Source organism: Roseomonas chloroacetimidivorans (genome assembly GCF_049629625.1).
GTDB classification, from domain to species: Bacteria; Pseudomonadota; Alphaproteobacteria; order Acetobacterales; family Acetobacteraceae; genus Roseomonas; species Roseomonas chloroacetimidivorans.
In genome coordinates, this window is record NZ_JBNBZS010000026.1 from 53,292 (window position 1) to 76,765 (window position 23,474).

The 23,474-nt window shown below is 68.1% G+C and carries 20 protein-coding genes; 9 read left to right on the plus strand and 11 right to left on the minus strand.

From position 1 onward, the window contains the following. The first annotated feature begins 16 nt into the window (after positions 1 to 16). From mnmG to ACO1BU_RS19615, 4 genes are read left to right on the plus strand one after another with little or no spacing between them, the layout of a single operon-like run. Positions 17 to 1,915 (plus strand): tRNA uridine-5-carboxymethylaminomethyl(34) synthesis enzyme MnmG, encoded by a 1,899-nt coding sequence (gene mnmG, locus ACO1BU_RS19600; RefSeq protein WP_424137646.1) that lies wholly within the window; start codon positions 17 to 19, stop codon positions 1,913 to 1,915. Then, positions 1,912 to 2,517, plus strand: a complete 606-nt coding sequence (rsmG, locus tag ACO1BU_RS19605; protein WP_424137647.1) for a 16S rRNA (guanine(527)-N(7))-methyltransferase RsmG — start codon at positions 1,912 to 1,914, stop codon at positions 2,515 to 2,517. Before mnmG ends, rsmG begins: the two co-directional genes overlap by 4 nt. Further along, entirely contained in the window at positions 2,504 to 3,352 is an 849-nt protein-coding gene (locus ACO1BU_RS19610) for a ParA family protein (RefSeq protein ID WP_424137648.1), read from the plus strand. The genes rsmG and ACO1BU_RS19610 overlap by 14 nt, the downstream gene beginning before the upstream one ends. Next, positions 3,349 to 4,188, plus strand: coding sequence for a ParB/RepB/Spo0J family partition protein (locus ACO1BU_RS19615; protein WP_424137649.1), 840 nt, complete (start codon positions 3,349 to 3,351; stop codon positions 4,186 to 4,188). Before ACO1BU_RS19610 ends, ACO1BU_RS19615 begins: the two co-directional genes overlap by 4 nt. A gap of 120 nt (positions 4,189 to 4,308) precedes the next feature. Here the strand turns inward: ACO1BU_RS19615 and ACO1BU_RS19620 are convergent, their stop codons facing one another. After that, positions 4,309 to 5,319, minus strand: a complete 1,011-nt coding sequence (locus ACO1BU_RS19620; RefSeq protein WP_424137650.1) for a bile acid:sodium symporter family protein — start codon at positions 5,317 to 5,319, stop codon at positions 4,309 to 4,311. A 111-nt stretch (positions 5,320 to 5,430) separates the two neighbouring features. On the opposite strand from ACO1BU_RS19620, the gene ACO1BU_RS19625 reads away from it, so the two are divergent. Continuing rightward, the gene (locus tag ACO1BU_RS19625; protein ID WP_424137651.1) at positions 5,431 to 6,297 is read left to right on the plus strand and encodes a LysR family transcriptional regulator; all 867 of its coding nucleotides are present in this window, start codon (positions 5,431 to 5,433) and stop codon (positions 6,295 to 6,297) included. Between the two features lie 16 nt (positions 6,298 to 6,313). On the opposite strand, the gene ACO1BU_RS19630 is transcribed toward ACO1BU_RS19625, so the two are convergent. Next, positions 6,314 to 9,127: a DUF4175 domain-containing protein gene (locus ACO1BU_RS19630; RefSeq protein WP_424137652.1), complete on the minus strand. Its 2,814-nt coding sequence runs from the start codon at positions 9,125 to 9,127 to the stop codon at positions 6,314 to 6,316. After that, a complete protein-coding gene (gene lysA, locus ACO1BU_RS19635; RefSeq protein ID WP_424137653.1) occupies positions 9,124 to 10,473 on the minus strand; it encodes a diaminopimelate decarboxylase in 1,350 nt (449 codons plus the stop codon). The genes ACO1BU_RS19630 and lysA overlap by 4 nt, the downstream gene beginning before the upstream one ends. A 315-nt stretch (positions 10,474 to 10,788) precedes the next feature. Between lysA and ACO1BU_RS19640 the strand changes: the two genes are divergently transcribed. Then, complete coding sequence (locus tag ACO1BU_RS19640; protein WP_424137654.1) at positions 10,789 to 11,046, plus strand: hypothetical protein; 258 nt, start codon at positions 10,789 to 10,791, stop codon at positions 11,044 to 11,046. A 68-nt stretch (positions 11,047 to 11,114) separates the two neighbouring features. Here ACO1BU_RS19640 and ACO1BU_RS19645 read toward each other — a convergent pair whose 3' ends face one another. Both ACO1BU_RS19645 and ACO1BU_RS19650 read right to left on the minus strand, forming a co-directional pair. Continuing rightward, positions 11,115 to 12,161, minus strand: a complete 1,047-nt coding sequence (locus ACO1BU_RS19645; RefSeq protein ID WP_424137655.1) for a serine hydrolase domain-containing protein — start codon at positions 12,159 to 12,161, stop codon at positions 11,115 to 11,117. 211 nt (positions 12,162 to 12,372) lie between these two features. Further along, positions 12,373 to 12,609, minus strand: coding sequence for a CsbD family protein (locus ACO1BU_RS19650; RefSeq protein ID WP_424137656.1), 237 nt, complete (start codon positions 12,607 to 12,609; stop codon positions 12,373 to 12,375). Between the two features lie 527 nt (positions 12,610 to 13,136). On the opposite strand from ACO1BU_RS19650, the gene ACO1BU_RS19655 reads away from it, so the two are divergent. Continuing rightward, complete coding sequence (locus tag ACO1BU_RS19655) at positions 13,137 to 14,456, plus strand: NtaA/DmoA family FMN-dependent monooxygenase (protein ID WP_424137657.1); 1,320 nt, start codon at positions 13,137 to 13,139, stop codon at positions 14,454 to 14,456. 37 nt (positions 14,457 to 14,493) lie between these two features. Then, positions 14,494 to 15,663, plus strand: a complete 1,170-nt coding sequence (locus tag ACO1BU_RS19660; RefSeq protein WP_424137658.1) for a M20/M25/M40 family metallo-hydrolase — start codon at positions 14,494 to 14,496, stop codon at positions 15,661 to 15,663. A gap of 146 nt (positions 15,664 to 15,809) precedes the next feature. On the opposite strand, the gene ACO1BU_RS19665 is transcribed toward ACO1BU_RS19660, so the two are convergent. Genes ACO1BU_RS19665 through ACO1BU_RS19680 form a run of 4 tightly spaced genes read right to left on the minus strand, consistent with a single transcriptional unit; the run spans position 15,810 to position 19,976 of the window. Beyond that, complete coding sequence (locus ACO1BU_RS19665) at positions 15,810 to 16,697, minus strand: ABC transporter permease (protein WP_424137659.1); 888 nt, start codon at positions 16,695 to 16,697, stop codon at positions 15,810 to 15,812. Continuing rightward, positions 16,697 to 17,620: an ABC transporter permease gene (locus ACO1BU_RS19670; RefSeq protein WP_424137660.1), complete on the minus strand. Its 924-nt coding sequence runs from the start codon at positions 17,618 to 17,620 to the stop codon at positions 16,697 to 16,699. The genes ACO1BU_RS19665 and ACO1BU_RS19670 overlap by 1 nt, the downstream gene beginning before the upstream one ends. Before the next feature lie 26 nt (positions 17,621 to 17,646). After that, positions 17,647 to 18,924, minus strand: coding sequence for an ABC transporter substrate-binding protein (locus ACO1BU_RS19675; RefSeq protein WP_424137661.1), 1,278 nt, complete (start codon positions 18,922 to 18,924; stop codon positions 17,647 to 17,649). Next, a complete protein-coding gene (locus ACO1BU_RS19680; RefSeq protein ID WP_424137662.1) occupies positions 18,924 to 19,976 on the minus strand; it encodes an ABC transporter ATP-binding protein in 1,053 nt (350 codons plus the stop codon). Before ACO1BU_RS19680 ends, ACO1BU_RS19675 begins: the two co-directional genes overlap by 1 nt. Positions 19,977 to 20,087: 111 nt before the next feature. Here ACO1BU_RS19680 and ACO1BU_RS19685 point away from each other — a divergent pair, with 111 nt between their 5' ends. Then, positions 20,088 to 20,810, plus strand: a complete 723-nt coding sequence (locus ACO1BU_RS19685; protein ID WP_424137663.1) for an aspartate/glutamate racemase family protein — start codon at positions 20,088 to 20,090, stop codon at positions 20,808 to 20,810. A gap of 138 nt (positions 20,811 to 20,948) precedes the next feature. Here ACO1BU_RS19685 and ACO1BU_RS19690 read toward each other — a convergent pair whose 3' ends face one another. Together ACO1BU_RS19690 and ACO1BU_RS19695 are read right to left on the minus strand one after the other, a co-directional pair. After that, positions 20,949 to 21,950: an LLM class flavin-dependent oxidoreductase gene (locus tag ACO1BU_RS19690; protein ID WP_424137673.1), complete on the minus strand. Its 1,002-nt coding sequence runs from the start codon at positions 21,948 to 21,950 to the stop codon at positions 20,949 to 20,951. Between the two features lie 94 nt (positions 21,951 to 22,044). Beyond that, positions 22,045 to 23,376, minus strand: a complete 1,332-nt coding sequence (locus ACO1BU_RS19695; RefSeq protein WP_424137664.1) for an LLM class flavin-dependent oxidoreductase — start codon at positions 23,374 to 23,376, stop codon at positions 22,045 to 22,047. Positions 23,377 to 23,474: the final 98 nt, after the last annotated feature.

Consider the following 23,474-nt stretch of genomic DNA (forward strand, 5'->3'; position numbering starts at 1 on the left):
GCGGTATAGGCGCGCCATGGAGTGCGCGTTCGATGTCGTGGTGGTGGGCGGTGGACATGCCGGGGCCGAGGCGGCCGCGGCTGCGGCGCGCTGCGGTGCGCGGACGCTGCTGCTGACCCACCGGATGGACCGTCTTGGCGAGATGTCCTGCAACCCGGCTATTGGTGGGGTGGGCAAGGGGCATCTGGTGCGTGAGGTGGACGCGCTGGACGGGCTTATGGGCCGGGCTGCCGATGCGGCGGGAATCCACTTCAAGCTGCTGAACAGAAGCAAGGGGCCGGCCGTGCGAGGGCCGCGGGTCCAGGCGGATCGCGGGCTTTATCGGCAGGCCGCGCGGACACTGCTGGAGGCGACAGCAGGGCTGACCATCCGGGAAGGGGTGGTGGAGGGCCTGGAGCGTGGGGCGGATGGCGGGATCGATGCTGTCCTGACCGGCGACGGCGCGCGGATCGCCTGCGGCGCCGTGGTGATCACGGCCGGGACGTTCCTGCGTGGGGAGATCCATCTGGGGCGGGAGCGCCAGCCCGCCGGACGGCATGGCGATCCAGCCTCGATTGGGCTGGCCATGACACTGGCTTCCCTAGGCCTTCCGGTACGGCGACTGAAGACGGGCACGCCGCCTCGGCTGGATGGGCGGACGATCGACTGGAGCGTGGTGGAAACACAGCCCGGGGACGACCCGCCTGAGCCGCTCTCCTGGATGACGGACCGGATCACGACGCCCCAGGTCGCCTGCGGGATCACCGCCACGACGCCGGAAACCCATGCGATCATCCGGGCGAGCCTGGACCAGGCGCCGATCTATACCGGGCAGATCCAGGGGGCGGGGCCCCGCTACTGCCCCTCGATCGAGGACAAGGTGGTGCGCTTCGCCGAGAGGGAGCGCCATCAGATCTTCCTGGAGCCGGAGGGGCTGGACGATCCCACAGTCTATCCGAACGGTATCTCCACCAGCCTACCGCGGGAGGTTCAGGATGCGGTGGTGGCCAGCATCCCCGGCCTGTCACGAGCACGAATCCTCCGGCACGGCTATGCCATCGAATACGACCACCTGGACCCGCGGGCGCTGCGGCCAGGGCTGGAGGTCCGTTCGGTGCCGCGGCTGTTCCTGGCCGGGCAGGTGAACGGAACCACCGGCTATGAGGAAGCAGCGGCCCAAGGATTGTTGGCCGGGGTGAATGCTGCACATCGGGCCGGGGGAGGGCAGGAGCCACGCGTGTTGCTTCGGACCGAGGCCTATGCCGGGGTGCTGGTGGACGACCTTGTTACCCAGGGGGTGACAGAGCCCTACCGGATGCTGACTGCACGGGCCGAGCACCGCCTGCGGCTGCGGGCAGATAATGCCGGGCTGCGGCTGACTGAGAGAGGCATCGAATGGGGTTGTGTCGGTCCTGAGCGGGCCGCGCGGCACCGGGCCTTTGCGACGGCGGTGGCCGATGCGCTCGCCCGCGCTCGTGCTTCTGTGGCGACACCGGCGGCCCTTGCCTCTGCGGGGATCGCGGTGAACCAGGATGGCGTGCCGCGGTCGTTGCTCGAGGTAATGGCGCTGCCCGCAGCGGCGGGGCCAGCGCTGGAGGAGGCCTTTCCCTGGCTGCGCGATCTTCCACGCGGTGTGCGGGAGCAACTGGAAACGGAAGCGCTCTATGCGCCCTATCTCACCCGACAGGCTGCTGAGTTCGCAGCGCTCGAGCGTGAGGAGCGGCTGCCCATTCCGGACGAGATCGACTTTGCCGTGATCGCGGGGCTGTCTACGGAAATGCAGCAGCGGCTGTCCGCGGCGCGGCCGGCAACGCTGGGCGCGGCAGGCCGGGTTCCCGGCGTCACACCGGCGGCGCTGGTCGCACTGGCCGGCCATCTGCGGCGCACTCAGGCGGAGATGCGCGGGCAATCGGCCGCGCGCGTGGAGGTCGGGTGAAGCCCCCGTCTTCCGCTATTTCACGTGAAACAGAAGCGCGCCTGGACGACTTCCTGGCGCTGCTCCTACGGTGGAACGCGCGCATCAACCTGGTGGCGGAGCGGGATGCGGAGACACTGCGGGCGCGGCATGTCGCGGATTCGCTCCAGCTTCTTCCGCTGCTTCCGCCCGGCGATGGGCCTGCGGCTGATCTCGGGACGGGTGGCGGCTTCCCCGGGCTGGTGCTGGCGATCGCCGATACGGGCCGCCCCTGGCATCTGGTGGAATCGGACCGGAGAAAAGCGGCCTTCCTGGTCGCCGCCTCTGCTGAACTGGGCCTCTCGCATATCCGCGTCCACGCCGCGCGAATTGAGGCCGTGACACTGCCACCTCTGGCGCTCGTAACGGCGCGGGCACTGGCGCCGCTGGCCGTGCTGCTAGGCCATGCCGCACGGCTGCTGGCGCCGGACGGCGTTGCGGTGTTTCCCAAGGGCCGGACTGCCGAAGCGGAATTGACCGTAGCGAGCGCGGACTGGACAATGGACATCGAGCGCTTCGAAAGCCGTACAGAGCCGGGCGCCACCATCCTTCGAATTGCAGGAATACGACGTGTCGGGCCCTGACCGCCCCAACCAAGCGCGTGCCGTCGGCTCCAATGGGCCGCGCCGGATCGCGCTCGCTAACCAGAAAGGCGGGGTGGGAAAGACCACCACCGCCATCAACCTTGCCACCGCGTTGGCGACGACCCGCCGCGTGCTGCTGCTGGACATGGATCCGCAGGGCAACGCCTCCACCGGGCTTGGCGTGCCACGGAACGAGCGTGGGGCCGGGTCCTATGCCTTGCTCGTGGGGGACAAACCCCTGAGTGACCTGATTCGCCCGAGCAAGATCCCAGGGCTGGACCTACTGCCTGCCGATAACGACCTCGCGGGTGCCGAGATCGAAATGGTCGGGATGGAGGATCGTGAGCGCCGGCTCGCCGGGGCACTGGACCGCGGCGCGGCGACGCTGGCACGCTACGACTACCTGATGATCGACTGCCCACCCTCGCTGGGGCTGCTGACACTGAACGCGCTGGTCGCGTCCCAGTCGGTTCTGGTGCCCTTGCAGACGGAATTCTTTGCGCTCGAGGGTATCTCGCAGATGGCGCGGACAGTGGAACGGGTGAAACGGCTGAATCCCGGTCTGGCGCTGGACGGGATTGTCCTGACCATGTTCGATCGCCGCAACAACCTCTCGGAGCTGGTCGCGCGCGATGTGCGGAGCTTCTTCAAGGACCGGGTGTACGACACGGTGATCCCTCGCAACATCCGCGTCTCCGAGGCGCCGTCGCATGGTCTGCCCGTGCTGCTCTACGATGTGCGCTCGGCCGGTTCTCAGGCCTATATCCAGCTCGCGGCGGAACTGCTGAAGCGTGACCGCGCGCGAAGCAAGGCTGAGAAGGAAGGTGCGGCATGAGGAAGCCTGCACGCCTTGGCATGGGTCTCTCCGCACTGCTGGGGGATGACCAGGGGCCTGCCACGGTAGCCAGCACACCGCAGAGCCTTCCGGTGGAGGCGCTAGAGCCCGGGCCCTTCCAGCCGCGCGGCCCGATGGATGAGGAGGCACTGGCGGAGCTGACGGCCTCGGTGCGCGAACACGGGGTGTTGCAGCCGATCCTGGTACGGCCAAAGCCGGGCATGCCCAGCATGTACCAGATCATCGGCGGCGAGCGCCGCTGGCGTGCGGCCCAGGCAGCGAGGCTGCACGACGTGCCGGTGGTGGTGCGCGACATGGACGACCGGGCGGCCATGGCGGCTGGGCTGGTCGAGAACCTGCAGCGCGAGGATTTGAACGCGCTGGAGGAGGCGGAGGGTTACCGCCGCCTGACCGAGGAGTTCGGACTGAAGCCCGAGGCGTTGGGCAATGCCGTGGGCAAGAGCCGTAGCCATGTGGCCAATACAATGCGCCTGCTGGGCCTGCCGCCCGGCGTGCGGCAGATGCTCGGGCGGGGTAGTCTGACGGCCGGCCATGCGCGAGCACTACTGACCGCACCCGATCCTGTCCGCCTTGCGGAACTGGTGGTCACGCGCGGGCTGAATGTGCGGCAGACCGAGGCGCTTGCCGCGGCGGCCGAGCGGCCCAAAACCGCGCGGCGGCAGCAGGACGCGGAAACGCGGGCGCTGGAGCGGGAACTGTCGGAGCGGCTGGGGCTGCGTGTATCGATTGAGCACCGGGGGAAGTCGGGGAAGGTGACGATCGCCTACCGCGACCTGGACCAGCTCGACGGAATCGTGCGGCTCCTTCAGGGATAGACGAAGGCCGGGAGAAGTATTTCCCGCAGCCTTGTCCTGCCGGTTTAACGGCCTGCTTCGAATTCGAAGAAGAGAGAATAGAGACTCCCGGGAAGACGGAACCGTCCTCCCGGGCAGGTCCTACGACGCCGCTACCAGGACGGCTGGCACCGGCTCGGTCTTGCTCCGCCGGGCGTAGCGCTGTGCAAGGGCGGCGCAGGCAAAAAGCTGCGCTTGATGGAACAGCATCAACGGTAGGACGATCAGCCCGACAGCGCTGGCGGGGAACAGGATGTTCGCCATGGGAATACCGCTGGCCATGCTCTTTTTTGAGCCGCAGAAGACAAGGGCAATCTCATCCTCTTTGGAGAAGCCGCCCCAGCGGCTGACCAGGGTGGTAGCGAGCAGAACCACTGCAAGAATAGCGAGGTCCGCCATGAGGACGAGGCCAAGGCTGCCCAGGCTGATCCGTCCCCAGATGCCAGCCACCATGCCCTCGCTGAAGGCGGCATAGACGACCAGCAGGATCGATCCCCGGTCAAAGACCGAGGTGATGGGCTTATGCTTGAGCAGCCAGTTGCCGATAAAGGGACGTACCGCCTGACCCAGAATGAAGGGAAGAAGAAGCTGGAGGGCAATATCCTCCAGCGCCCCGGCGCTGAAACCTGCGCCATGGGTGTTCAGGGCCGCCGCTACCAACGCCGGTGTCAGCAGGACACCCAGAAGGTTCGAGATGGAGGCGGCGCAGAGCGCGGCCGGCACGTTGCCGCGGGCCATCGAGGTGAAGGCGATAGAGGACTGGACGGTGGAGGGCAGGGCGCAGACGAAAACGAGCCCGAGCGCCAGTTCCGGCGCGAGATAAGGACGCAACAGCCAGGTGGCTCCCAGCCCTAGCAGGGGAAAGAGTAGGTAGGTGCTGGCGAAGACCAGGGACTGCAACCGCCAATGGGCCATTCCTGCCAGGATCGACTGCGGCGAGAGGCGCGCGCCGTAGAGGAAGAACAGGATCGCGACGGCCGCAGAGACAGCAAGGTCAAGTACTTCGGCCCCGGTACCACGCGCCGGCAGTAGCGCAGCAAGCGCCACGGTCCCGGCGAGAAGAAGCAGATAAGGATCGACCCGGAGCTTATCCCGGAGAGCGCCTGAACTCATGGCGGTGGTCCTGTCGGGCTGGTCACGCCAAGATAGGTGCCCGGGGGAAATCCTGTATCCGGATAGTTTGGATAACAGTCATCGTGCTTCGCGATAAGCAGGCAGGTTCCGATGCGGCCATTGAAGCCCGAATTGCTGAGAACCTTCGTCGCCGTCGCTGAGGCGCGGAGCTTCACCCTGGCCGCGCAACGCCTCGGCCAGTCAACCGTCAGCCAGCATGTGAAACGGCTCGAGGATCTGCTCGGCCGAACGGTGCTGGCGCGGGATACGCACGGTGTTTCGCCCACACCGGACGGAGATGCGCTCCTCGACTTCGCCCGGCAGGTGCTGGATGCCCATGACCGGCTCGACCGCTTCTTTGGCGGCTCGGCGCTGCGTGGGCGGGTGCGGCTGGGCGTGTCGGAGGATTTCGTTCTCGCCGGGCTTAGGGATGTGTTGGCCGAGTTTACGCGGCGGCACCCCTCGGTGGATCTGGAGCTGACTGTCGGGCTGAGTGGACTTCTTTATGAACGCTTCGATGCGGGGGACCTGGATGTAATCCTGGCCAAGCGCCGCGCCGGAGATCGGCGGGGCGAGGTGGCCTGGCGGGAGCCGATTGTCTGGATCGGGCGTCCGGGCACCCGGCCCGATCCCGGAGCGCCGTTGCCGCTTCTGCTTTTTCCACCCCCCAGCATCACCCGGGCCCTGGCGCTGGAGGCGCTGGAGCGTGCCGGGCGGTCCTGGCGCGTGGCCTGCACCAGCGGCAGCCTGAGCGGACTCTATGCGGCGGCCCAGGCAGGGCTGGGCGTTGCCCCGCATGCCGCACGGCTGGTACCGCCGGGGCTGGCGGTCCTGCCCGCGTCACGGCACCTGCCCGAGCTGTCCGAAGTGGACTTCGTGGTCATCGGACCGGGCCGTCAGCACGGAGCGGCCACGGCGTTGATGGAGGCGCTGCTCCGCCATGGCGGACGGGTCGGGGAAGGCGACCCGCCGGGCTGACCGGCCCCAGGGCCGGTCAGAACAGCCTCAGCAGCCGGTCAATATAGTCCAGCTCCTGCGTCGGCCGCTCGCGCTCGGCATGGCGGCGGCGCAGCTCCTCCTGCAGGCGCCGGGTGCGGAGCATCTCAGCCTCATCGGGCACGCGGGTGTCGCCACCTTCCTCGGAGGTGCCGGTGCCCTCGCGCAGGCGACGGCCGAGCGGGTCGCGGCCCTCACCGTTCTTGGCCATCTGATCCTGACCCTCGCCGCCCTGCTCGGAGCCATCGGCCATCGCATCGCCCTGGCTCTCGCCCGGCTCACCCTCGCCGGGCTCCTGCTGATCGCCGCGGCCGAACTGACGCTGCATGCGCTGGGCCATCTGGCGGCCGCCTTCCGACAGCTCGCGGATGGCGCGCTCCTGATGCGGGCGAGGATCGCCGCCCGAAGAAAGGGCTTCGGCGCTCTCGCGCATCGCCTGATCGGCGCGGCCGAGCGGGGCAGGGATCTCGCCGGTCAGGTCGCCATGCTGCTGCATAAGTTCACCCAGAGCGCGGCGGAGGGCCCGCTGGGTGCGAGCGTCGGCGCGCGAGTCGGGAGGGGGTTCAGCGGCAGAATCAGGCTGGCGGTTGCGATTCCAGGGATAGTTCTGCCGGCGCTCGCGCTCCTGGCGGGTTGCCTCGTCCTCGACACGTCGATGGGCACCATCCAGAAGGCGGGATTCGCGGCGGACCATATCCTGGATCACGCCCATCTGCTGCTGGCCACGCTCGCGGCGCTGGCGGCGCTCCTCGCGCTGGTTCTGGGCCATCTGGCCGTTTTCCAGCTCTTCCAGCATCCGTTCCAATTCGGCCAACTCGCGCTCCGCCTCCTCGGGGCGGTCCTGACGGTTCTGCTCGCGCATGCGGTCGGTGCGGCGCTGGGCCTCGCGCTGGTCCTGGGGGCGGGCGGCACCTTCGGGGGGCGGGTTCTCGCCATTCTCGCGCTGCAGCCGCTCGGCCAGGGCATCGAGGTGGCGGCGCACGGCCTCGCGCAGTTCCTGGATGCGGCGGTCGGTTTCCGCCCGGGCGGCGTCCCGCTCTGCCTCACGCCGTGCCTGCTCCTCCTGACGCCGGGCTTCTTCCTGGCGGGCTTGGTCGTTCCGGTTGTCGCCGGGAGGCTGGGTCTGGTCCGCGTTGCGCTGGGCCTGCTCCTGCTGGCGCTGCTGCTCGGCTTGCCGGCGCTGCTCCGTGTCGCGGCGCTCGGCCTCGGCGCGCTCCCGCTCCTGCCGTTCGCGCTCACGCAGTGCCTCGCGCAGACGCTCGCGAGTTTCCGCCAGCGCACGAGCCGTCCGGTCGGCGCGGCCTTCCTCCAGGGCGATGGCGGTGTCCCACATGGTTTGCTGAACCTCGCCCACTGCCTCCGGGCGCTGGTCCGTGTCGAGCCGCGCGCGGGCGGAACGGAGGGCGAGAGCGATCGCCGTGTCGTTCTCGAAAGCCTCAGGCTCGCTGGCCAGGCGGTCCAGCCCCTCAATGGCCGGGCGGCGCTGATCGGGCGTCAGGGAGAGGCCTTTGCGAAGCAGGATCAGGCCACGGGCGACGGGATGGTTGAAGCCGCGCTCGGGCAGAGTGAGGGTCGCCTCCGCTGAGCGGCCTTCCTGGCCGGCGCCATCGCGGGCCAGCAGGGTGACGCGTACGGGCAGGCCAGCCCAGGGATGGGCAGATAGGTCGGGCTGGGCCACGCCCCGGGGGGCCTTGGGCTGGCCCGGGGGAAGCGGCAGGTCGATCGTCAGAGGGGGGGCGTCTAGCCGGGCGGCGAGGCGAATCTCGGCGGTGGCCGAGGCCACCCCCCAGTCATCCTCGGCGCGCCAGGGAAGCCGGGTAGCAAGGCCACGCGAAGCCTGGGCAGGCGGCTCGGCGAAGGCGATGCGGGGCGGGGCGTCCGCCTGGACGGCGATGGACCATTGGGCGACGTCCCGGCCCCCCTGGCGGATCGCTAGGCTTCCTCCGGCTTCGAGCGGGGCCTCGGCGCTGTAACTGCCGGGGCCGAGTGGCTGGAAGGCGGCGATGGCAGTGCCGTCCCGCAGCAATTCGGGCGTGCCGCTGCCACCGGAGAGGGCGGCCCGGAGACGGCTGCCCGCCGGGACCGTGACGCTGCCACCGGCCGGATCGAGGAAGACCGGCGGGGCGCCGGTATAGGTGGGCGGAGTGATCCAGGCTTCCAACTGGGTAGCGAGGCCGGGAGTGGCGGCCGGCCCTTCGGGCCAAAGAGCCCGGCGGAGGCGTTCGGGTGCCTCGGTACCGGCCACGGTGATGGCGGCCACAAGGGCGACGGCAAGGCCGGTGCGGAGGGCGCGCGGGTCGCGGGCAGCCAGGCCTGGGCGCGGCGTGCCAGCGCGGAGCCGGCGGATCCGGGCAGCCTCCCGGGACTGATGGGCGCGCCAAAGGGCAAGGGCGGTGGCATCGCCGCCGGCCGGGCGGTCGAGCAAGGTGGCGAGGGGACGGTGGAGAAGGCCGGACGCCCGTTCAAGCCGGCGGTCGGCCTCGGCATTGCCGGGCAGGGCGAAGCCGCGCCAAGCGCGGATCAGTGCGGTGATCAGCGCCGCAATCAGCACCGCCAGTAGGGTGAGATGCGCGAGAGGCGAGAGGAGGAGGAAGACGCCGGAGAGGGCGAGGACGAGAAAGAGGCCGACAACGCCAAGCACCGGCCAGGCGCGGGGCCAAACGGCTTCCCAGAGAAGGGCGAGGCGGGCGCGGACCCGGAGGCGACCGAGGCGGCGCAGCGCCGGGCTAGCGCCGGGTGGTGCCTCTGGAGGAACCTCCGGGGCGGCTCCGTCCGGGGTGGGTGGTGGGGGGCGGCGGTGTGATTCCGTCAAGCAGGATTCCCCAGCCAGTCGGGCACGGATTGGTTGGCCAGCAGCGCCTCATGCGTCTGGCGCGGGCGGGTCACGGCCCAGCGATGGCCGTCCACCAGAACCTCCGCCGCGAGCGGGCGGGCGTTGTAGGTGGAGGACATAGTGGCGCCATAGGCACCCGCATCCAGGAAGGCGACGAGGGCACCGGGCGGAAGGTCCGGCAGAGCGCGGCCGCGGGTAAAGGTGTCGCCCGTTTCGCAGACCGGGCCCACGACATCCGCCGGGCTGAGCGGGGCATGGAAGGCATCGGGCGCGACGGGCAGGATGCCGTGCCAGGCGTCATACATGGCGGGCCGCACCAGATCGTTCATCGCGGCGTCCAGCACCACGAAACGACGGTTCTGGCCGCGCTTCTGCAGGATGACGGAGGAGAGCAGCACGCCGGCCGGGCCGGCGATCCAACGGCCGGGTTCGAGCATCACAGGGAGGCCTAGCGGACCAAGCGTGGCGGCGATCGCGCCAGCCAGGGCGGCAGGGACGGGCGCGCTTTCATCGCGATAGGGAATGCCAAGGCCCCCGCCACAATCCAGGCGCTCCAGCGGCAGGCCGCGGGCCATCAGGGCGCGGGCGAGATCGGCGACACGAGCATAGGCGGCGCGGTAGGCGGCCATGCCCTCGGTGATCTGGCTGCCAATATGGACGGCGAGGCCAATCGGGCGGATGCCGGGCAGGGAGGCCATGCGGGCATAGAGCGCCGCCGCATCGGTATAGGCGATGCCAAACTTGTTTTCGGCCAGGCCGGTCGAGATCTTGGCGTGGGTCCGGGCGTCCACGTCCGGATTGATGCGCAGCGCAACCGGGGCGGTGCGACCGGTCGCGGCGGCGACCTCGGCGATGCGCTCCACCTCTTCCGCGCTCTCGGCGTTGATCTGGAAGATGCCCTCCTCCAGGGCCAGGGCGATCTCGCGATGCGTCTTGCCAACACCGGAGAAGACGATGCGGTCCGCCGGGATGCCGGCGGCACGGACGGCGCGCAGCTCCCCCTCGCTCACGACATCGGCGCCCGCACCTTCCGCAGCGAGGACGCGGAGCACGGCCAGGCTGTCATTTGCCTTGGCGGCGAAGTGGATGCTGGCCTTCAGCCCCGCTTCCGCCAGGGCATCGCGCAGGGCGCCATAGCGGCGGCGGAGGGTAAGGGCGGAATAGACCCAGGTCGGGGTGCCGACCTCGCGAGCAATGGTCACGAGCGGGACGTCATCCATCACCAGCCCATCCAGCGCATGCGCTGTCAGATGGGGGCGGCGGGCGAGGAGTTCGCTGAACTCGGGGTCGGGCGTGTCGTGCTGGACGGGAAGCGGGGAGGCCATGCCCTTAGTGTGGGGGCGGGGAGCGCTTGCGGGAAGCGCTAGATATGCGGGTCAGACTGTTTCGCCAGATCGTGCGGGGGCTCTGGGGCAGACGGTCCGGCCGGCGCCGGCGTGATCCGATGCTGGATCAGCCACGACCGGTCGTCCCAAGGATCAACCCTGCACATGTTCAGCCGTGGTTCAGCTTGGTTACATTCACCGGACGAATAGGAACTATCCACGTCCTCAAGTGGAGTGGTGCCGGTGGGGGGCCTATATCGGGGTCAACAAGACGACGGCGCCTGCCGCCGCCATTCACGAAAAGGATACCACACCATGTCTTCCCTGAACCTTTCCAAGATCCTCCGGACCCTCGGCCTGGCTGCCGCGCTGATGAGCCCCCTGGCTGCGGGCCATGCCTTCGCGGATGGCGAGTACATCTCGGGCCCGACCGCCTATCCTGCCTGGTCGCAGACCCAGCTTGAGAGCCGCACGCCGCTGGCCAGCAACAGCGCTAACCAGTCCCAGGGTGATGCCGCGGTGCAGTCCTTGGAGCAGAGTGGTGCCACGGGTGGTGGCGGCCAGCACGCCTGATCGCCCCCAGGGCTGAAACAGAAAGGGCCACCGGCACTGCCGGTGGCCCTTTCTGTTTGTGGCCAGAGCTATCCTCCGGCGCCCGCCTCCGGTACGGCCAGGGGCTCAGCGCCATGATGGCCGGAAGCGCCCAGGGCAGGCAGAATTCCATCGGCCAGCAAGGCATGCAGCGCGGCCATGTGTACGGGATCGCGAGGGCCGGTTGGGTCCGACATCATAACCACGCTCAGTGCCATGCCCGGCACGACATAGAGCATCTGCCCGCCATAGCCCCAGGCGAAGAAGACTGGCTGGCCGCGTGCGGCGCCGATCCACCAGCCATAGCCGTAGAGCTGGCCGCTCCAGGAGGACCGGGTGCGAGGCGTCCAACTCTCCGAAACCCAGTTCGCGGGGACGACGGGCACGTCATTCCAAAGGCCGCCGAGGCGATAGACCTCACCGATCCGCAGCAGGGCGCGCGGGGTGAGCAGCATGTCGTTGCCGCCGTAGTACCGGCCCTGCGGATCGCGTGACCAGGCAGGGATGGAGATGCCGAGCGGGACACCGAGCCAATCCCGGGCGAGATCCAGCAACGACCTACCCGCCGCCCGGCTGAGTGCTGCGCCAAGGATATGGCTTGAGCCGGTGGAGTACTGCATGGAGCCGCCTGGCTCGTCCACGAAGGGGCGGGTGAGGGCGTAGGTGACCGGATCGCGCGCCGTGGCCCAACCCCCATAGTTCTGGCCGGAAGTTCGCTCGAGGCCTGCGCGCATGGTCAGCAGGTGGCCGATGGTGATGGCAGCGGCGCGCGGGTCGAGCCCTGCGGGCTGGCGCGGGCCGAGAAGCGGCAGCACCGGCTGGTCCACGCCGCGCAGCACGCCGCGGGCGATGGCACAGCCTACCAAGGCGGAAAGAACGGTCTTGGAGGCGGATTTGATATTGTGCGGCGTCGTCAGCGCCGGGCCACGATAGTGCTGCTCCGCCAGGATCCGGCCGTCCTGCGCGATGGTCACGCTGTGAAGGCGGGGCAGGGCATGGGCGCCTCGCAGCGCCTCGTCTAGCGCGGTGGCGTGGGCTGGGCGGGCGAGCATGCCCAGGGCGAGACCGATCAGCGGGCGGCGCGGAAACATGTGCATGCACCGCGCAAATGGTGACGGGGCGCGCTGGGCTTCAGGGTTGAGACGATCGGTTACGTGGGGATCGGACGGTCAGGGGGGAAAGAATTCTCCCCCTGACCTCTCGTCTCTTCTTTGAGTTCAAGCGCGCCATTCTGCACGGCACGCCGGCGCTACATCCCAAGGATAGAAGAGGGCCGGGAGAATGCCTTCCCCCGGACTTTTCACCGTCTCAAATGATCCGAAGGCGCCCGAGCAGCCAGCCGAAGGCAACCGCAATGGCGGTGGCGGTGAGAGGCTGGTCGCGGATGTAGTCCTCAAGCTGGCCGATCTGGTTCTGCGCCTGGCCCCGGAGCTGGTTAGCCTGGCCGCGGGCCTGGGTGTTGGTGTCGCCGATCAGGCTTCCGATACCTTCCTGCACATTGCCGGCTGTTTCCTTGCCGGCGCCGATAATCCGATCGCTGTCCATGTGCCTCTCCTCATGTTGGGCCGCGGCGCCGTGCGGCCCGCGCGGGAGGAAACGTGGCGGGGCGGCGTGGGTTGAGTGGCGGTGTTCGACTCCTGGAAGACTCCCTGGACCTGGCCAGGGAAGCCGGATCGCTGACGGGCCCGCAGCGAAGAGCTGCCGCCTGCTTAGATGCGGCTTCCAAGGTCTTCTCTGGGCAGAAGGCCGGCGGCTTTCGGGTGAATTCTGATGTACAGAACAAAGCCCGTGATGACCGGAAGAGCCGGTACCTGAGCAACAGGGCGTTGGCGCGGCATCGGCAGATGGATTGCGGCGCGGGGCAGAACTGTCCGGGCGCGCCTTCCAGCCTTTGGACTTGCCACGACGAGCCCCTGACAGTTTGGGCGGCCCTCGCTGCGCCTCAGATTGCCAAGGCCCTCCCGATAGCTGACATTGCGGGCAGGGCGGCCGCAGAGCCGCCGTTCCCGGAGCGCTGGCACCCGCGGCCCCTATGGTGTGCGCTGCTTCGCGCACGCGACCGGAGACGATGTATGGCGGTGCGACCTTTCCACCTCGGCTGGTTCCTGCAGGGTTCCAGCGTCCAGGCCTGGGGCGAGCCCTGGACCGGGCATATCGGCCGGGACTGGATGCAGCCAAGCCTGTTCATCGACATGGCCCAGGCGCTGGAGCGCGCCTGCTTCGACTATATCCTGCTCGAGGACAGTTCCTATGTCGGCGAGGCCTATGGCGGCTCTCGCGAGATCTACCTGAAGCACGGGCTCTCCGTGCCGCGGCAGGATCCCTCCATTGTCGCGACGCTGCTTTTCGCGGCGACGAAGCGGATCGGCATTGCCACCACCCTCGCCACCTTCACGCACCCTCCCTATCTGCTGGCGCGCATCATCGCGACGCTGGACCAGATTTCGGCTGGCCGGGCTGGTTGGAACATGGTGACCGGCAGCTCCGACATGGCCGCGCGCAATTACGGGCTGGACGGGCTGCCCGAACACGACCTGCGCTACGACATGGCCGATGAGTACATGGCCTGCGTGAACGCGCTGTGGGGCAGCTGGGAGCCGGGCGCGCTGGTGGCTGATACGGAAACCGGCGTGCTGGTGGACCACACCAAGGTCCATACGGTGGATTTCGAGGGCAAGTGGTACCGGTCGCGCGGTCCGCTCAATTCCGGGCCCTGCGTACAGGGCCGTCCGGTGATCGCGCAGGCCGGCGGCAGTCCACGCGGGCGGCAATTCGCGGCGACGCATGGCGAGACCATCGTGGCGAATCCCAAGGGCATTGCGGAGATGAAGGCCTATCGGGATGACGTGCGCGCCCGTGCCGCCGCCCTGGGCCGAAACCCGGACAACATCAAGGTGCTGTTCCTGGTCAACCCGATCATCGGCGAGAGCGCAGAGCATGCCGAAATGCGCCGCCGCGAGCGCATCGCGCGGGCCGACCGGCAGATTGCGCAGCGCCTCGCGCATTTCAGCAAGGTGACCAATATCGATTTCGGCAGCTTCGACCTGGACAAGCCGATCGACGAGAGCCTGCGCACCAACGGCCACCAGCAGAACCTGGACACGCTGAAGAGGATGGGCGCGGGCGGCAAGACGCTGCGGCAGGCCTTCACCGACTACCGGGGCACCGGGCTTTCCGTCGATCTCTGCGGCACGGTGGACACCATCGCCGGGCAGATGGCGGAGGCGATGCAGGAGGTGGGCGGCGACGGCTTCCTGCTCTCGATGGACGATGTCAGCCGCCGCACGGTCGCGGAGGTGGCGGACGGGCTGGTACCGGCGTTGCAGGCACGCGGGCTGGTGCGCCGCGCCTATGGGCACGCGACCTTCCGAGAGAACCTGCTGGAGTTCTGAGGCCGGTTCCCTCGCCAACATATCCTGGAGACGCGTGATGGATGCTCCTCCCCTCGGCCGGAAGCCAGGTGGTGCCGCGCTGGACCTGCCCTTCGATTCGGAGGAGATCCTGGCCGGGCTGATGCGCTGGGCAGCGTGCGAGAGCCCGACCTTCGACGCCGCCGCGGTGAACCGCATGATGGACATGGCGGGGCGCGAGCTGGCGCTGCTAGGCGCGCGGATCGAACGCATTCCCGGGCGCATGGGCCTGGGCGACTGCGTCCGCGCGCGCTTCCCGCATGCTTCGCCCGAGGGCACGCCGGGCATCCTGGTGCTGGCGCATCTGGACACCGTGCATCCCCTGGGCACGCTGGAAAAGCTTCCGATCCGGCGGGAAGGCGACAAGGTGTTCGGCCCCGGCATCTTCGATATGAAGGGCGGCACCTATCTGGCCTTCGAAGCGCTGCGGCAGATCACCCGGGCCGGGCTGAGGACGTCGCTGCCTGTGACGGTGCTGCTGACCAGCGACGAGGAGATCGGCAGCCCCTCCACCCGCGACCTGATCGAGGCGGAGGCGGCACGCGCCGCCTTCGTGCTCGTGCCGGAGCCGGCGCGTCCTGATGGTGGCGTGGTGACCGGCCGCTATGCCATTGCCCGCTTCAACCTGCGCAGCACGGGGCGGCCGAGTCATGCAGGCGCGCAACTCGCCGCGGGCCGCTCCGCCATCAAGGAGATGTGCCGCCAGATCCTGGCGATTGAGGCCATGACGACGGAGGACTGCACCTTCTCCGTCGGCGTGATCCATGGCGGCCAATGGGTGAACTGCGTGGCCACCCATTGCGACGCCGAGGCGCTGAGCATGGCCAAGCGCCAGGAGGACCTGGATGCCGGCGTCGCGCGCATGCTGGCCCTGACCGCCAGCGCGCCCGATGTGGTGCTGAAGGTGACGCGCGGCGTCACCCGCCCGGTCTGGGAACCGGAGGAGCGCGGCATGGCGCTGTACCGCCATGCCCGGAGCATTGCGAACGCGATCGGCTTTGACATCAACTCCCAGAGCAGCGGCGGCGGCTCGGACGGCAACTTCACGGGCGCCATGGGCATCCCAACGCTGGATGGGCTCGGTATCGCGGGCGGCATGGCGCACACGCTGGAAGAGCACATCCTGGTCAGCAGCATCGTGCCGCGGACGAGGCTTCTGGCTGGGTTGATGCTGACGTTGGAAGCTTGAAAAAGCCGGGGGGAAGTATCCCCCCGGACCCCCTTCTATCTTTGTCTGTAGCGCTGGCGCGCGGTTGGAGCTGGCGTACCCCGAACTCAAAGAAGAAGATGATGGGGGTCCAGGGGGAAGAATTCTTTCTTCTCCCTGCCTTTCTCTCAACGCGATGCCGCAGCCCTGCGCCGGCGCAGGATCAACACGCAGCCCAGCGCGATCCCGATCACCGCCAGGGAAAGCCCCGTGGTGACGGTGCCGAGCGCGTAGATCTCCGGCGTCGTTACCGTCGTGGTCAGCCCTTGCAGTTCCAGCGGCAGGGTGTTGCGCCCGCCAATGGCCTGGCTGGTGCGCGCCACCTCGTCCCAGGAAAGGGTAAAGCCGAACAGCGCGACACCGACCAGCGACGGCGCGATGATCGGCAGCACCACATGGCGCAGCGTCCGCCAGGGGGAGGCGCCGAGGTCGCGCGCTGCTTCCTCATAGGCAGGATTGAAGCGGTTGAAGACGGCGAAAAGGATCAGCAGGCCGAAGGGCAAGGTCCAGGTCAGATGTGCGCCGAGGGCGGAGGTGTAGAGGCCGGATGAACTCTCGTAACTCTGCAGAAAGCCCCAGCCGGTGCTCTCGGCCAGTGCCTTCACGGCGTCGTCGAGGATGCGGAATTCCAGCCCGATGCCGAGGCTGACGACGATGGAGGGCACGATGAGGCTGGCCACGGCCACGTAGAACAGCGCGCCCTGGCCGATGAAGCGCTTGCGGAAAGCGAGCCCTGCCGGCAGCGCGAGCAGCACGGTCAGGATCATCACCACGGCGCCGAGGCGGAGCGAGCGGCCGAAGGCGGCCCAGATATCCACCACCCCCACGCCTTGCCAGAGCTTGGAAAACCAGAAAGTGGACACCCCGTTCATCGGGAAGGTCAGGCCGCCGGAGGGGCCCTGAAAGCTCAGCACCACGATCGCCAGGATCGGCCCGTAGAGAAACAGGACGAAGAGGGTGAAGAGCGCGGCCAGCCACCAGAAGGCGGCAGGGCGTTTTTCTCCGCTGCGGTTCATCACAGCTCCCGCCGGATATCGACCAGGCGCGTCAGCGCCCAGATCATCAGCAGCACAATGCCCAGTAGCACCACGGCGTTGGCGGCCGCGATCGGGAATTGCAGGTAGCTCATCTGCACCGCGATCACCTTGCCGATGGACGCGATCTGCTGCCCGCCCATGATGCCGACCGTGACGAAATCGCCCATCACGATGGTCAGCACGAAGATGGAGCCGATGACGATGCCGGGTTTGCAGAGCGGGATCACCACGTTCCACAGCGTCTGCCAGCCCGAGGCGCCTGCATCCCGCGCGGCCTCGATCAAGGACCGGTCGATGCGTGCCATGGAGTTGAAGATCGGCACCATCATGAACAGCGTGTAGAGATGCACGAAAGCCAGCACGACCGAAAATTCGGAGTAGAGCAGCCAGTCCAGCGGTGCCTTTGTCAGGCCCACCGCCTGCAGCCCCTGGTTCACCAGCCCGTTGCGCCCGAGCAGCGGCACCCAGGCCACCATGCGGATGATGTTGGATGTCCAGAACGGCACCGTGCAGAGCAGGAAGAGGGCCATCTGCATGGGCACGCTGCGCACGTGGAAAGCCAGGAAATAGGCGATGCCGAAGCCGAGCACGAGGGTGGACACCCAGGCCAGCAGCGCGAAGCGGAGCGTGGAGAGATAGGTGGCGAAGGTCACGCAAAGATTCGGCAGCTTCGCGATGCAGCCGTCGAAGACCTCCTGGTAGTTCTCCAGCGTGAAGGCGGGCGTGAGGGTGTATTCGTCATAGTGCCAGAAGGAGACAGCGACCGTCAGGCAGAGCGGCACGATGAAGAAAAGCAGGAAGAGCAGGGCGAAGGGCGCCGCCTGCCAATAGGCGGAGCCCCGGCTGCGGCGCGGGGCCACCCGGCCCGGCGCCGCGCTGCGCACGTCGCTGATCGTGCTCATGTCCGACGCGCGTCCGGTTCCGTCCATCAGGAAGCGATGAACTCGTTCCACTTGCGGATGAGGTAGGTGTTCTCATCCATCACCGCGTTCCAGCAAGCCACGCGGCCCATGCGATCCTCATAAGAGCCACCGTCGCGCACCGTGCCGGCCTTCTCCAGCAGCGATCCGTCGGGCGCCTTGATGTCCTGCTCGGCCGGCTTGCCTTCCATCCAATAGGCCCATTCGTAAGGTGCCATGTTCTCTTTCGCTGTCTCCAGCACGGCGGAGTAGTAGCCCTGGCGGTTCAGGAAGGCGCCGGCCCAGCCGGAAAGGAACCAGTTGATGAATTCGTAGGCGGCGTCGAGCTTGCGGCCCTCCACGGTGCGCGGCATGCCGAAGCCAGAGGCCCAGGCGCGGTAGCCTTCCTTCAGCGGCTGGTAGATGCACTGAACGCCTTGGCTGCGCACCTTGGTCACGGCCGGCGACCACATGGACTGGATCACCGTCTCGCCTGAGGCCATCAGGTTCACGCTCTCATTGAAGTCCGACCAGAAGGCACGGAACTGGCCGGCCTTCTTGGCGTCGGTCAGCATGGCCATGGTGCGGTCGATCTCCGCACGGGTCATGTTGCCCTTGTCCGGGTATTTGTACTGGCCGGTGGCCTCCATCACCATCGCGGCGTCCATGATGCCGATGGATGGAATGTTCAGGATCGAGGCCTTGCCCTTGAACTGCGGGTTCAGAAGCTCGGCCCAACTCTCGATCGGGCGGCCGATCAGGTCGGGGCGGATGCCCAGCGTGTCCGCGTTGTAGGTGGTGGGGATCAGCGTCATCCACTCGGTCGGGCTGTCCGCGAATTCCTTGGAGTTCCGGCCCTTGAGGAACTGCACCTTCTTCGGCGCGGTGCCCTGCTCGCCCAGCGTCTTGCCGCCTGCTGTGACGCCGCGGGTAAAGACGGGCGTGATCTTGTCGAACAGCTTGATCCGCCGTGCCTCGACGCCTTGCAGATTGCCCGAGGGAACGACGCGCTTGAGCGAGAAATACTCCATGTCCAGCAGGTCGAAGGTGTTGGGCTGCGTCACCGCGCGGCGGATCACGTCATCCGTCACCACCGGGATGTATTCGATGGTGATGCCCAGGTCCTGCTTCACCTTGGCGGCGATCTCGGCGCTCTGGTTCACGGCGGTGCCGAGATAGCGCAGCGTCACCGGCTCTTGCGCGTGAACGGCGGGGGCGGCAAGGCGCGTGGCGGCGCCGGCGATGGCCAGACCGGCACTCGCGCGCAGCAGGTCGCGGCGGCTTGGAAGCCCATTCTTCTCGGTCATCAGGGCAACTCCTCCAGGGCCGGCGTGCTGGCCGGCGGTTGCACATCGCGCAGGGGATGGGCGTCGGCCGCCTCCCAGCGCGCGGTCACGGCATCGCCCACCGCGAAGGGGCGGGCGGCGAAGGCATCGTCGGGGATCACGGCGAAGAGCTCCGTGGCGACGGCAGGATCCAGCGGCAGCATCCGAAGCTGCACGAAGGAGCCCTGGTACTCCACCGTCTCCACCCGCGCGGACAGGGAAGGGCCGGGCATGGCGGCCGCCATGCCATCGGGCGAGAGCCGCATCCGGTCCACCCGCACCGCGACCATCCCGCCGCCCGGCAGCGAGATCACATTATGCCCACCGATGAAGCGGGCGACGAAGGCGGTGCCGGGGCGGGAGAAGATTTCGCGCGGTGTTCCCGCCTGCTCGATCAGGCCGGCATTCATCACCACCGCCAGGTCGGAGAGCGCCATTGCTTCCTCCTGGCTGTGGGTGACGTGGATGAAGGTGATGCCCAGTTCCTTCTGCAGCCGCTTCAGCTCCGCCCGCACCTGGATGCGGAGGAACGGGTCGAGCGCGCTCAGCGGCTCATCCAGCAGCAGGACGGAGGGTTCGGTGACCAGAGCGCGGGCCAGCGCGACGCGCTGCTGCTGGCCGCCGGAAAGCTGTGCGGGCAGGCGGTGGGCGTAATCCTCCATCCGTACCAGCGCCAGCATCTCCCGCGCCTTCTGGTGGCGGGTGGCCTTGTCCACGCCGCGCATGCGCGGGCCGAAGGCGACGTTGTCCAGGCAGTTCAGATGCGGGAACAGCGCGTAAGACTGGAACATCATGGCCGTACCGCGCGCTGCGGGCGGCAGATGGCCGACCTCGCGCGGGCCGATCAGGATGTTGCCGTCGGTCGCCGTCTCATGCCCCGCGATCATCCGCAGCGTGGTGGTCTTGCCGCAGCCGGAAGGGCCGAGCAGGCAGCAATAGGACCCGGCGGGGATATTCAGGCTGATCGAGTCCACCGCCAGGGCGGGCCCGTAGCGTTTGCTGACCGATATCAGTTCGACGCTGGCCCCGTGCATGCGCTCCCGCGTTCCCCTTACCGACCGCCTATGGGCCAGCAAGCCACGTGCCAATGCAGGTTGCGCGGCCGCCGATGTGCCTTAGCCTTGCCGCATCCTGGGAGAGCCGCGATGCCCCGTCCCCGCCTGCTCGTGATCAATCCGAACACCTCCGATCGCGTGACAGCGGTGATCGGTGAACTGGCGCGAGAGGAAGCCGGGGCGGAGGCGGAGGTCACTGCCGTCACCGCCCGCTTCGGTGCCGCTTATATCGCCACCCGGGCTGCCGCGGCGGTGGCGGCGCATGCGGTGCTGGACGTGGCGGCCGAGGCACTGGCCGGTCCCGCCCCGCCGGACGCCATCGTCATCGGCTGCTTCGGCGATCCCGGGCTGGAGGCCCTGCGCGAGTTATGCGGCCTGCCGGTTGTGGGCTTCGCCGGCGCCGGCTTCGCGGCGGCGGCCCAGGAGCCCGGTCGTTTTCTCGTGGCAACCGGCGGCACGGCTTGGTGCGAGATGCTGACGGAACTGGCGCTTCTTCTGGGCTTTGCTCCGCGCCTGGCCGGCATCATTTCGATCGACGAGGCTGCGCAGGAGCCAGGCCGGGCCGCCGCCGCCGTTTCCGAGGCCGCCGCGCGCACAGGCGCTGCAAGGGTCGTTCTGGGTGGGGCGGGGCTGATCCCGGTCTTTCCCCGCATTGCCGGAGGCTTGGCGCTGCCGGTGGTGGACCCGCACCGTGCGGCGATCCGGGAGGCGCTGCGGCTGGCGAGGGAACCAGCCGCGGGGCGAAGGCGGAGCGCGCCGATGGAAAGCCGGGGTCTTTCCCCCACGCTCGAAGCGTTGATGGCCAAGAAATAAAGGTCGGGGAGAAGGAATTCTCCCCGGACCCTCATCTTTTTCTTCGAGTTTGCTGGCGCGCCAGCGTCACCGGCGCGCCAACACACAGACAGACAAAGGAGGGGGGTCTGGGGAAGTCCATCTTCCCCAGGCTTTTCCTTAAGCCGCCACCCGCTGGTCCGCCGCCACCTCAGCCACGATGGCGAAGGAGCGCTTGCGTGCGGCGTGGTCGTGGATCTGGCCGGTGACCATCAGCTCGTCCACGCCGGTGCGTTCGATCAGGTCGCGCAGGCCGCGCCGCACTGTATCGGGGCTGCCGACAATGGAGACGGAGAGCGAGGCGTCGATCATCGCCTTCGCATAGGGATCGAGAGACTCGTAAAAACCCTCCTTCGGCGCAGGCAGCTTGCCGGGCTGGCCGCTACGCAGGTTCACGAAGGACTGCTGGTGGGATGAGAAGAGAAGGCGAGCCTCAGCGTCCGTCTCCGCGGCGTGGATATTCACGCCGATCATCACATAGGGCTTCTCGATATGGCCTGAGGGCCGGAACCGCTCCCGGTAGATGGCTATGGCCTGCTCCATCGCCTGCGGGGCGAAATGGGAGGCAAAGGCGTAGGGAAGACCCAGGGCGGCGGCGAGCTGGGCGCCATAGGTGGAGGAGCCCAGGATCCAGATCGGCACCTCCAGCCCCGCGCCGGGAACGGCCTGGATGCGCTGGCCGGGCTGGGCCTCTCGGAAATAGGCCATCAGCTCCATCACGTCCTGGGGGAAGCTGTCGACATCGCCCTGCAGGGTGCGGCGCAGGGCATGGGCCGTGATCTGGTCCGAGCCGGGGGCACGGCCCAGGCCGAGGTCGACGCGGCCGGGATAAAGGGCGGCCAGGGTGCCGAACTGCTCTGCGATGGCGAGCGGGGCGTGGTTCGGCAGCATGACGCCGCCGGCTCCGATCCGGATGCGGCTGGTGCCATGGGCGATATGGGCCAGGGCGACGGAGGTCGCGGCGCTGGCAATGCCGGGCATGTTGTGATGCTCGGCCATCCAGTAGCGGTTGTAGCCGAGTGCGTCCGCGTGCTTCGCCAGATCGGCCGAGTTTCGCAGCGCCTGGCCGGCGTCGCTGCCCTCGGGCACGGGGGAAAGGTCGAGGACGGAGAGGGGAATCATGTTCGGCATATGGGGCCGATCCTTCCGCGTTCAAAAGCCTGGGTGAACCGGCGGGGTGGCCGGCTTTCCGGGGGAGATTTCCCCCGCTTCGTTCTCACGCCGCCTGGAAGAAGGGATTGGCCGGCCGCGGCAGCCCGAGATTCTCCCGCAGGGTTCGGCCCTCATACTCCGTCCGATGCAGGCCGCGCCGCTGCAGTTCCGGCACCACCTTGGTGGCGAAATCGTCCAGCCCAGCGGGCAGGAAGGGGAACATCATGTTGAAGCCGTCGCAGGCGCCGGTCTCCAGCCATTCCTGCATCTGGTCGGCGATGTGCTGCGGCGTGCCGACCATGGCAGCGCCGGCATAGCCGCCCAGGCGCTGGGCGAGCTGGCGGACCGTGAGGTTCTCGCGCCGGGCCAAATTGATGGCGCGCTCACGACCGGACTTGCTGGCGTTGGTTTCCGGGATGTCGTCGGGGAGCGGAGCATCCGGGTCGAACTTCGAGGCATCAGTGCCCAGCGCCACGGAGAGGGAGGCGATGGCGCTGTCATAATGCACGCCGCTGTCGAGAATGGCGCGCTTCTCGCGGGCTTCCTCGTCGGACTCACCGACGATGACAAAGCAGCCCGGCAGGACGAGAAGGTGGTCGGGATTGCGGCCGGCCTTCTCGGTGCGGGACTTCACATCGGCGTAGAAGGCGCGCGCATCGCCGATGGTGCCGCCGGCGGCGAAAATGACCTCCGCGGTTTCGGCGGCAAGCTGGCGGCCATCATCCGACGCGCCGGCCTGGACGATAACGGGATAGCCCTGGATGGGGCGCGCGACATTGAGCGGGCCGCGGACGGAGAAGTGCTCCCCCTTGTGATTGAGGACATGCATCTTCTCCGGGTCGAAATAGGTGCCGCTTTCGACATCGCGAATGAAGGCGTCGTCATCCCAGGAATCCCAGAGACCCTTCACCACATCGATGAACTCATGCGCGCGGCGATAGCGGGCGGCGTGCTCCCAGTGCTCCTCGCGGCCGAAATTCTGGGCTTCCGTGGGGTTCCCGGAGGTGACGACGTTCCATCCCGCGCGGCCGCCGGAGATGTGGTCGAGCGAGGCGAATTTCCGGGCAATGTGCCAGGGTTCGTTATAGGTGGTGGAAGCGGTGGCAATCAGGCCCAGGCGGTCCGTGACCATGGCGAGCGCGGGCAGCAGCGTCATCGGGTCGAAGCTGGTGGTGGTGGCGCTGCGCTTCAGGGCCTGGACGGGCATGTTCAGTACGGCTTGGTGGTCGGCCATGAAGAAGGCGTCGAAGCGGGCGTTCTCGAGTGTCTTCGCGAAGCGGACGAGGTGCTGAAGGTTGAAATTCGCGTCCGGGAAGGCGCCGGGATAGCGCCAGGCCGCCGTGTGGATCGAAACCGGGCGCATGAAGGCACCAAGGCGCAGGCGGCGAGGGGACATCGGGAGCCTATTTCACGACATAAAGCCGTGAGATGATATGATGCCCCTGACAGGGTAGTTCAAGAAGGGCTGAACTCTGCTCCGTGCGGCCCAGGCTC

Bases quoted from the DNA above. Each gene is read 5' to 3' on its own strand.
- ACO1BU_RS19665 (WP_424137659.1), bottom strand. From the start codon at position 16,697: ATGAACCGCAGCGGAGAAAAACGCCCTGCCGCCTTCTGGTGGCTGGCC.
- ACO1BU_RS19655 (WP_424137657.1), top strand. From the start codon at position 13,137: ATGGCGGTGCGACCTTTCCACCTCGGCTGGTTCCTGCAGGGTTCCAGC.
- mnmG (WP_424137646.1), top strand. From the start codon at position 17: ATGGAGTGCGCGTTCGATGTCGTGGTGGTGGGCGGTGGACATGCCGGG.
- ACO1BU_RS19645 (WP_424137655.1), bottom strand. From the start codon at position 12,161: ATGCACATGTTTCCGCGCCGCCCGCTGATCGGTCTCGCCCTGGGCATG.
- ACO1BU_RS19650 (WP_424137656.1), bottom strand. From the start codon at position 12,609: ATGGACAGCGATCGGATTATCGGCGCCGGCAAGGAAACAGCCGGCAAT.
- ACO1BU_RS19675 (WP_424137661.1), bottom strand. From the start codon at position 18,924: ATGACCGAGAAGAATGGGCTTCCAAGCCGCCGCGACCTGCTGCGCGCG.
- lysA (WP_424137653.1), bottom strand. From the start codon at position 10,473: ATGGCCTCCCCGCTTCCCGTCCAGCACGACACGCCCGACCCCGAGTTC.
- ACO1BU_RS19695 (WP_424137664.1), bottom strand. From the start codon at position 23,376: ATGTCCCCTCGCCGCCTGCGCCTTGGTGCCTTCATGCGCCCGGTTTCG.
- ACO1BU_RS19680 (WP_424137662.1), bottom strand. From the start codon at position 19,976: ATGCACGGGGCCAGCGTCGAACTGATATCGGTCAGCAAACGCTACGGG.
- ACO1BU_RS19620 (WP_424137650.1), bottom strand. From the start codon at position 5,319: ATGAGTTCAGGCGCTCTCCGGGATAAGCTCCGGGTCGATCCTTATCTG.
- ACO1BU_RS19625 (WP_424137651.1), top strand. From the start codon at position 5,431: ATGCGGCCATTGAAGCCCGAATTGCTGAGAACCTTCGTCGCCGTCGCT.
- ACO1BU_RS19685 (WP_424137663.1), top strand. From the start codon at position 20,088: ATGCCCCGTCCCCGCCTGCTCGTGATCAATCCGAACACCTCCGATCGC.
- ACO1BU_RS19615 (WP_424137649.1), top strand. From the start codon at position 3,349: ATGAGGAAGCCTGCACGCCTTGGCATGGGTCTCTCCGCACTGCTGGGG.
- ACO1BU_RS19660 (WP_424137658.1), top strand. From the start codon at position 14,494: ATGGATGCTCCTCCCCTCGGCCGGAAGCCAGGTGGTGCCGCGCTGGAC.
- ACO1BU_RS19670 (WP_424137660.1), bottom strand. From the start codon at position 17,620: ATGAGCACGATCAGCGACGTGCGCAGCGCGGCGCCGGGCCGGGTGGCC.
- ACO1BU_RS19690 (WP_424137673.1), bottom strand. From the start codon at position 21,950: ATGATTCCCCTCTCCGTCCTCGACCTTTCCCCCGTGCCCGAGGGCAGC.
- ACO1BU_RS19640 (WP_424137654.1), top strand. From the start codon at position 10,789: ATGTCTTCCCTGAACCTTTCCAAGATCCTCCGGACCCTCGGCCTGGCT.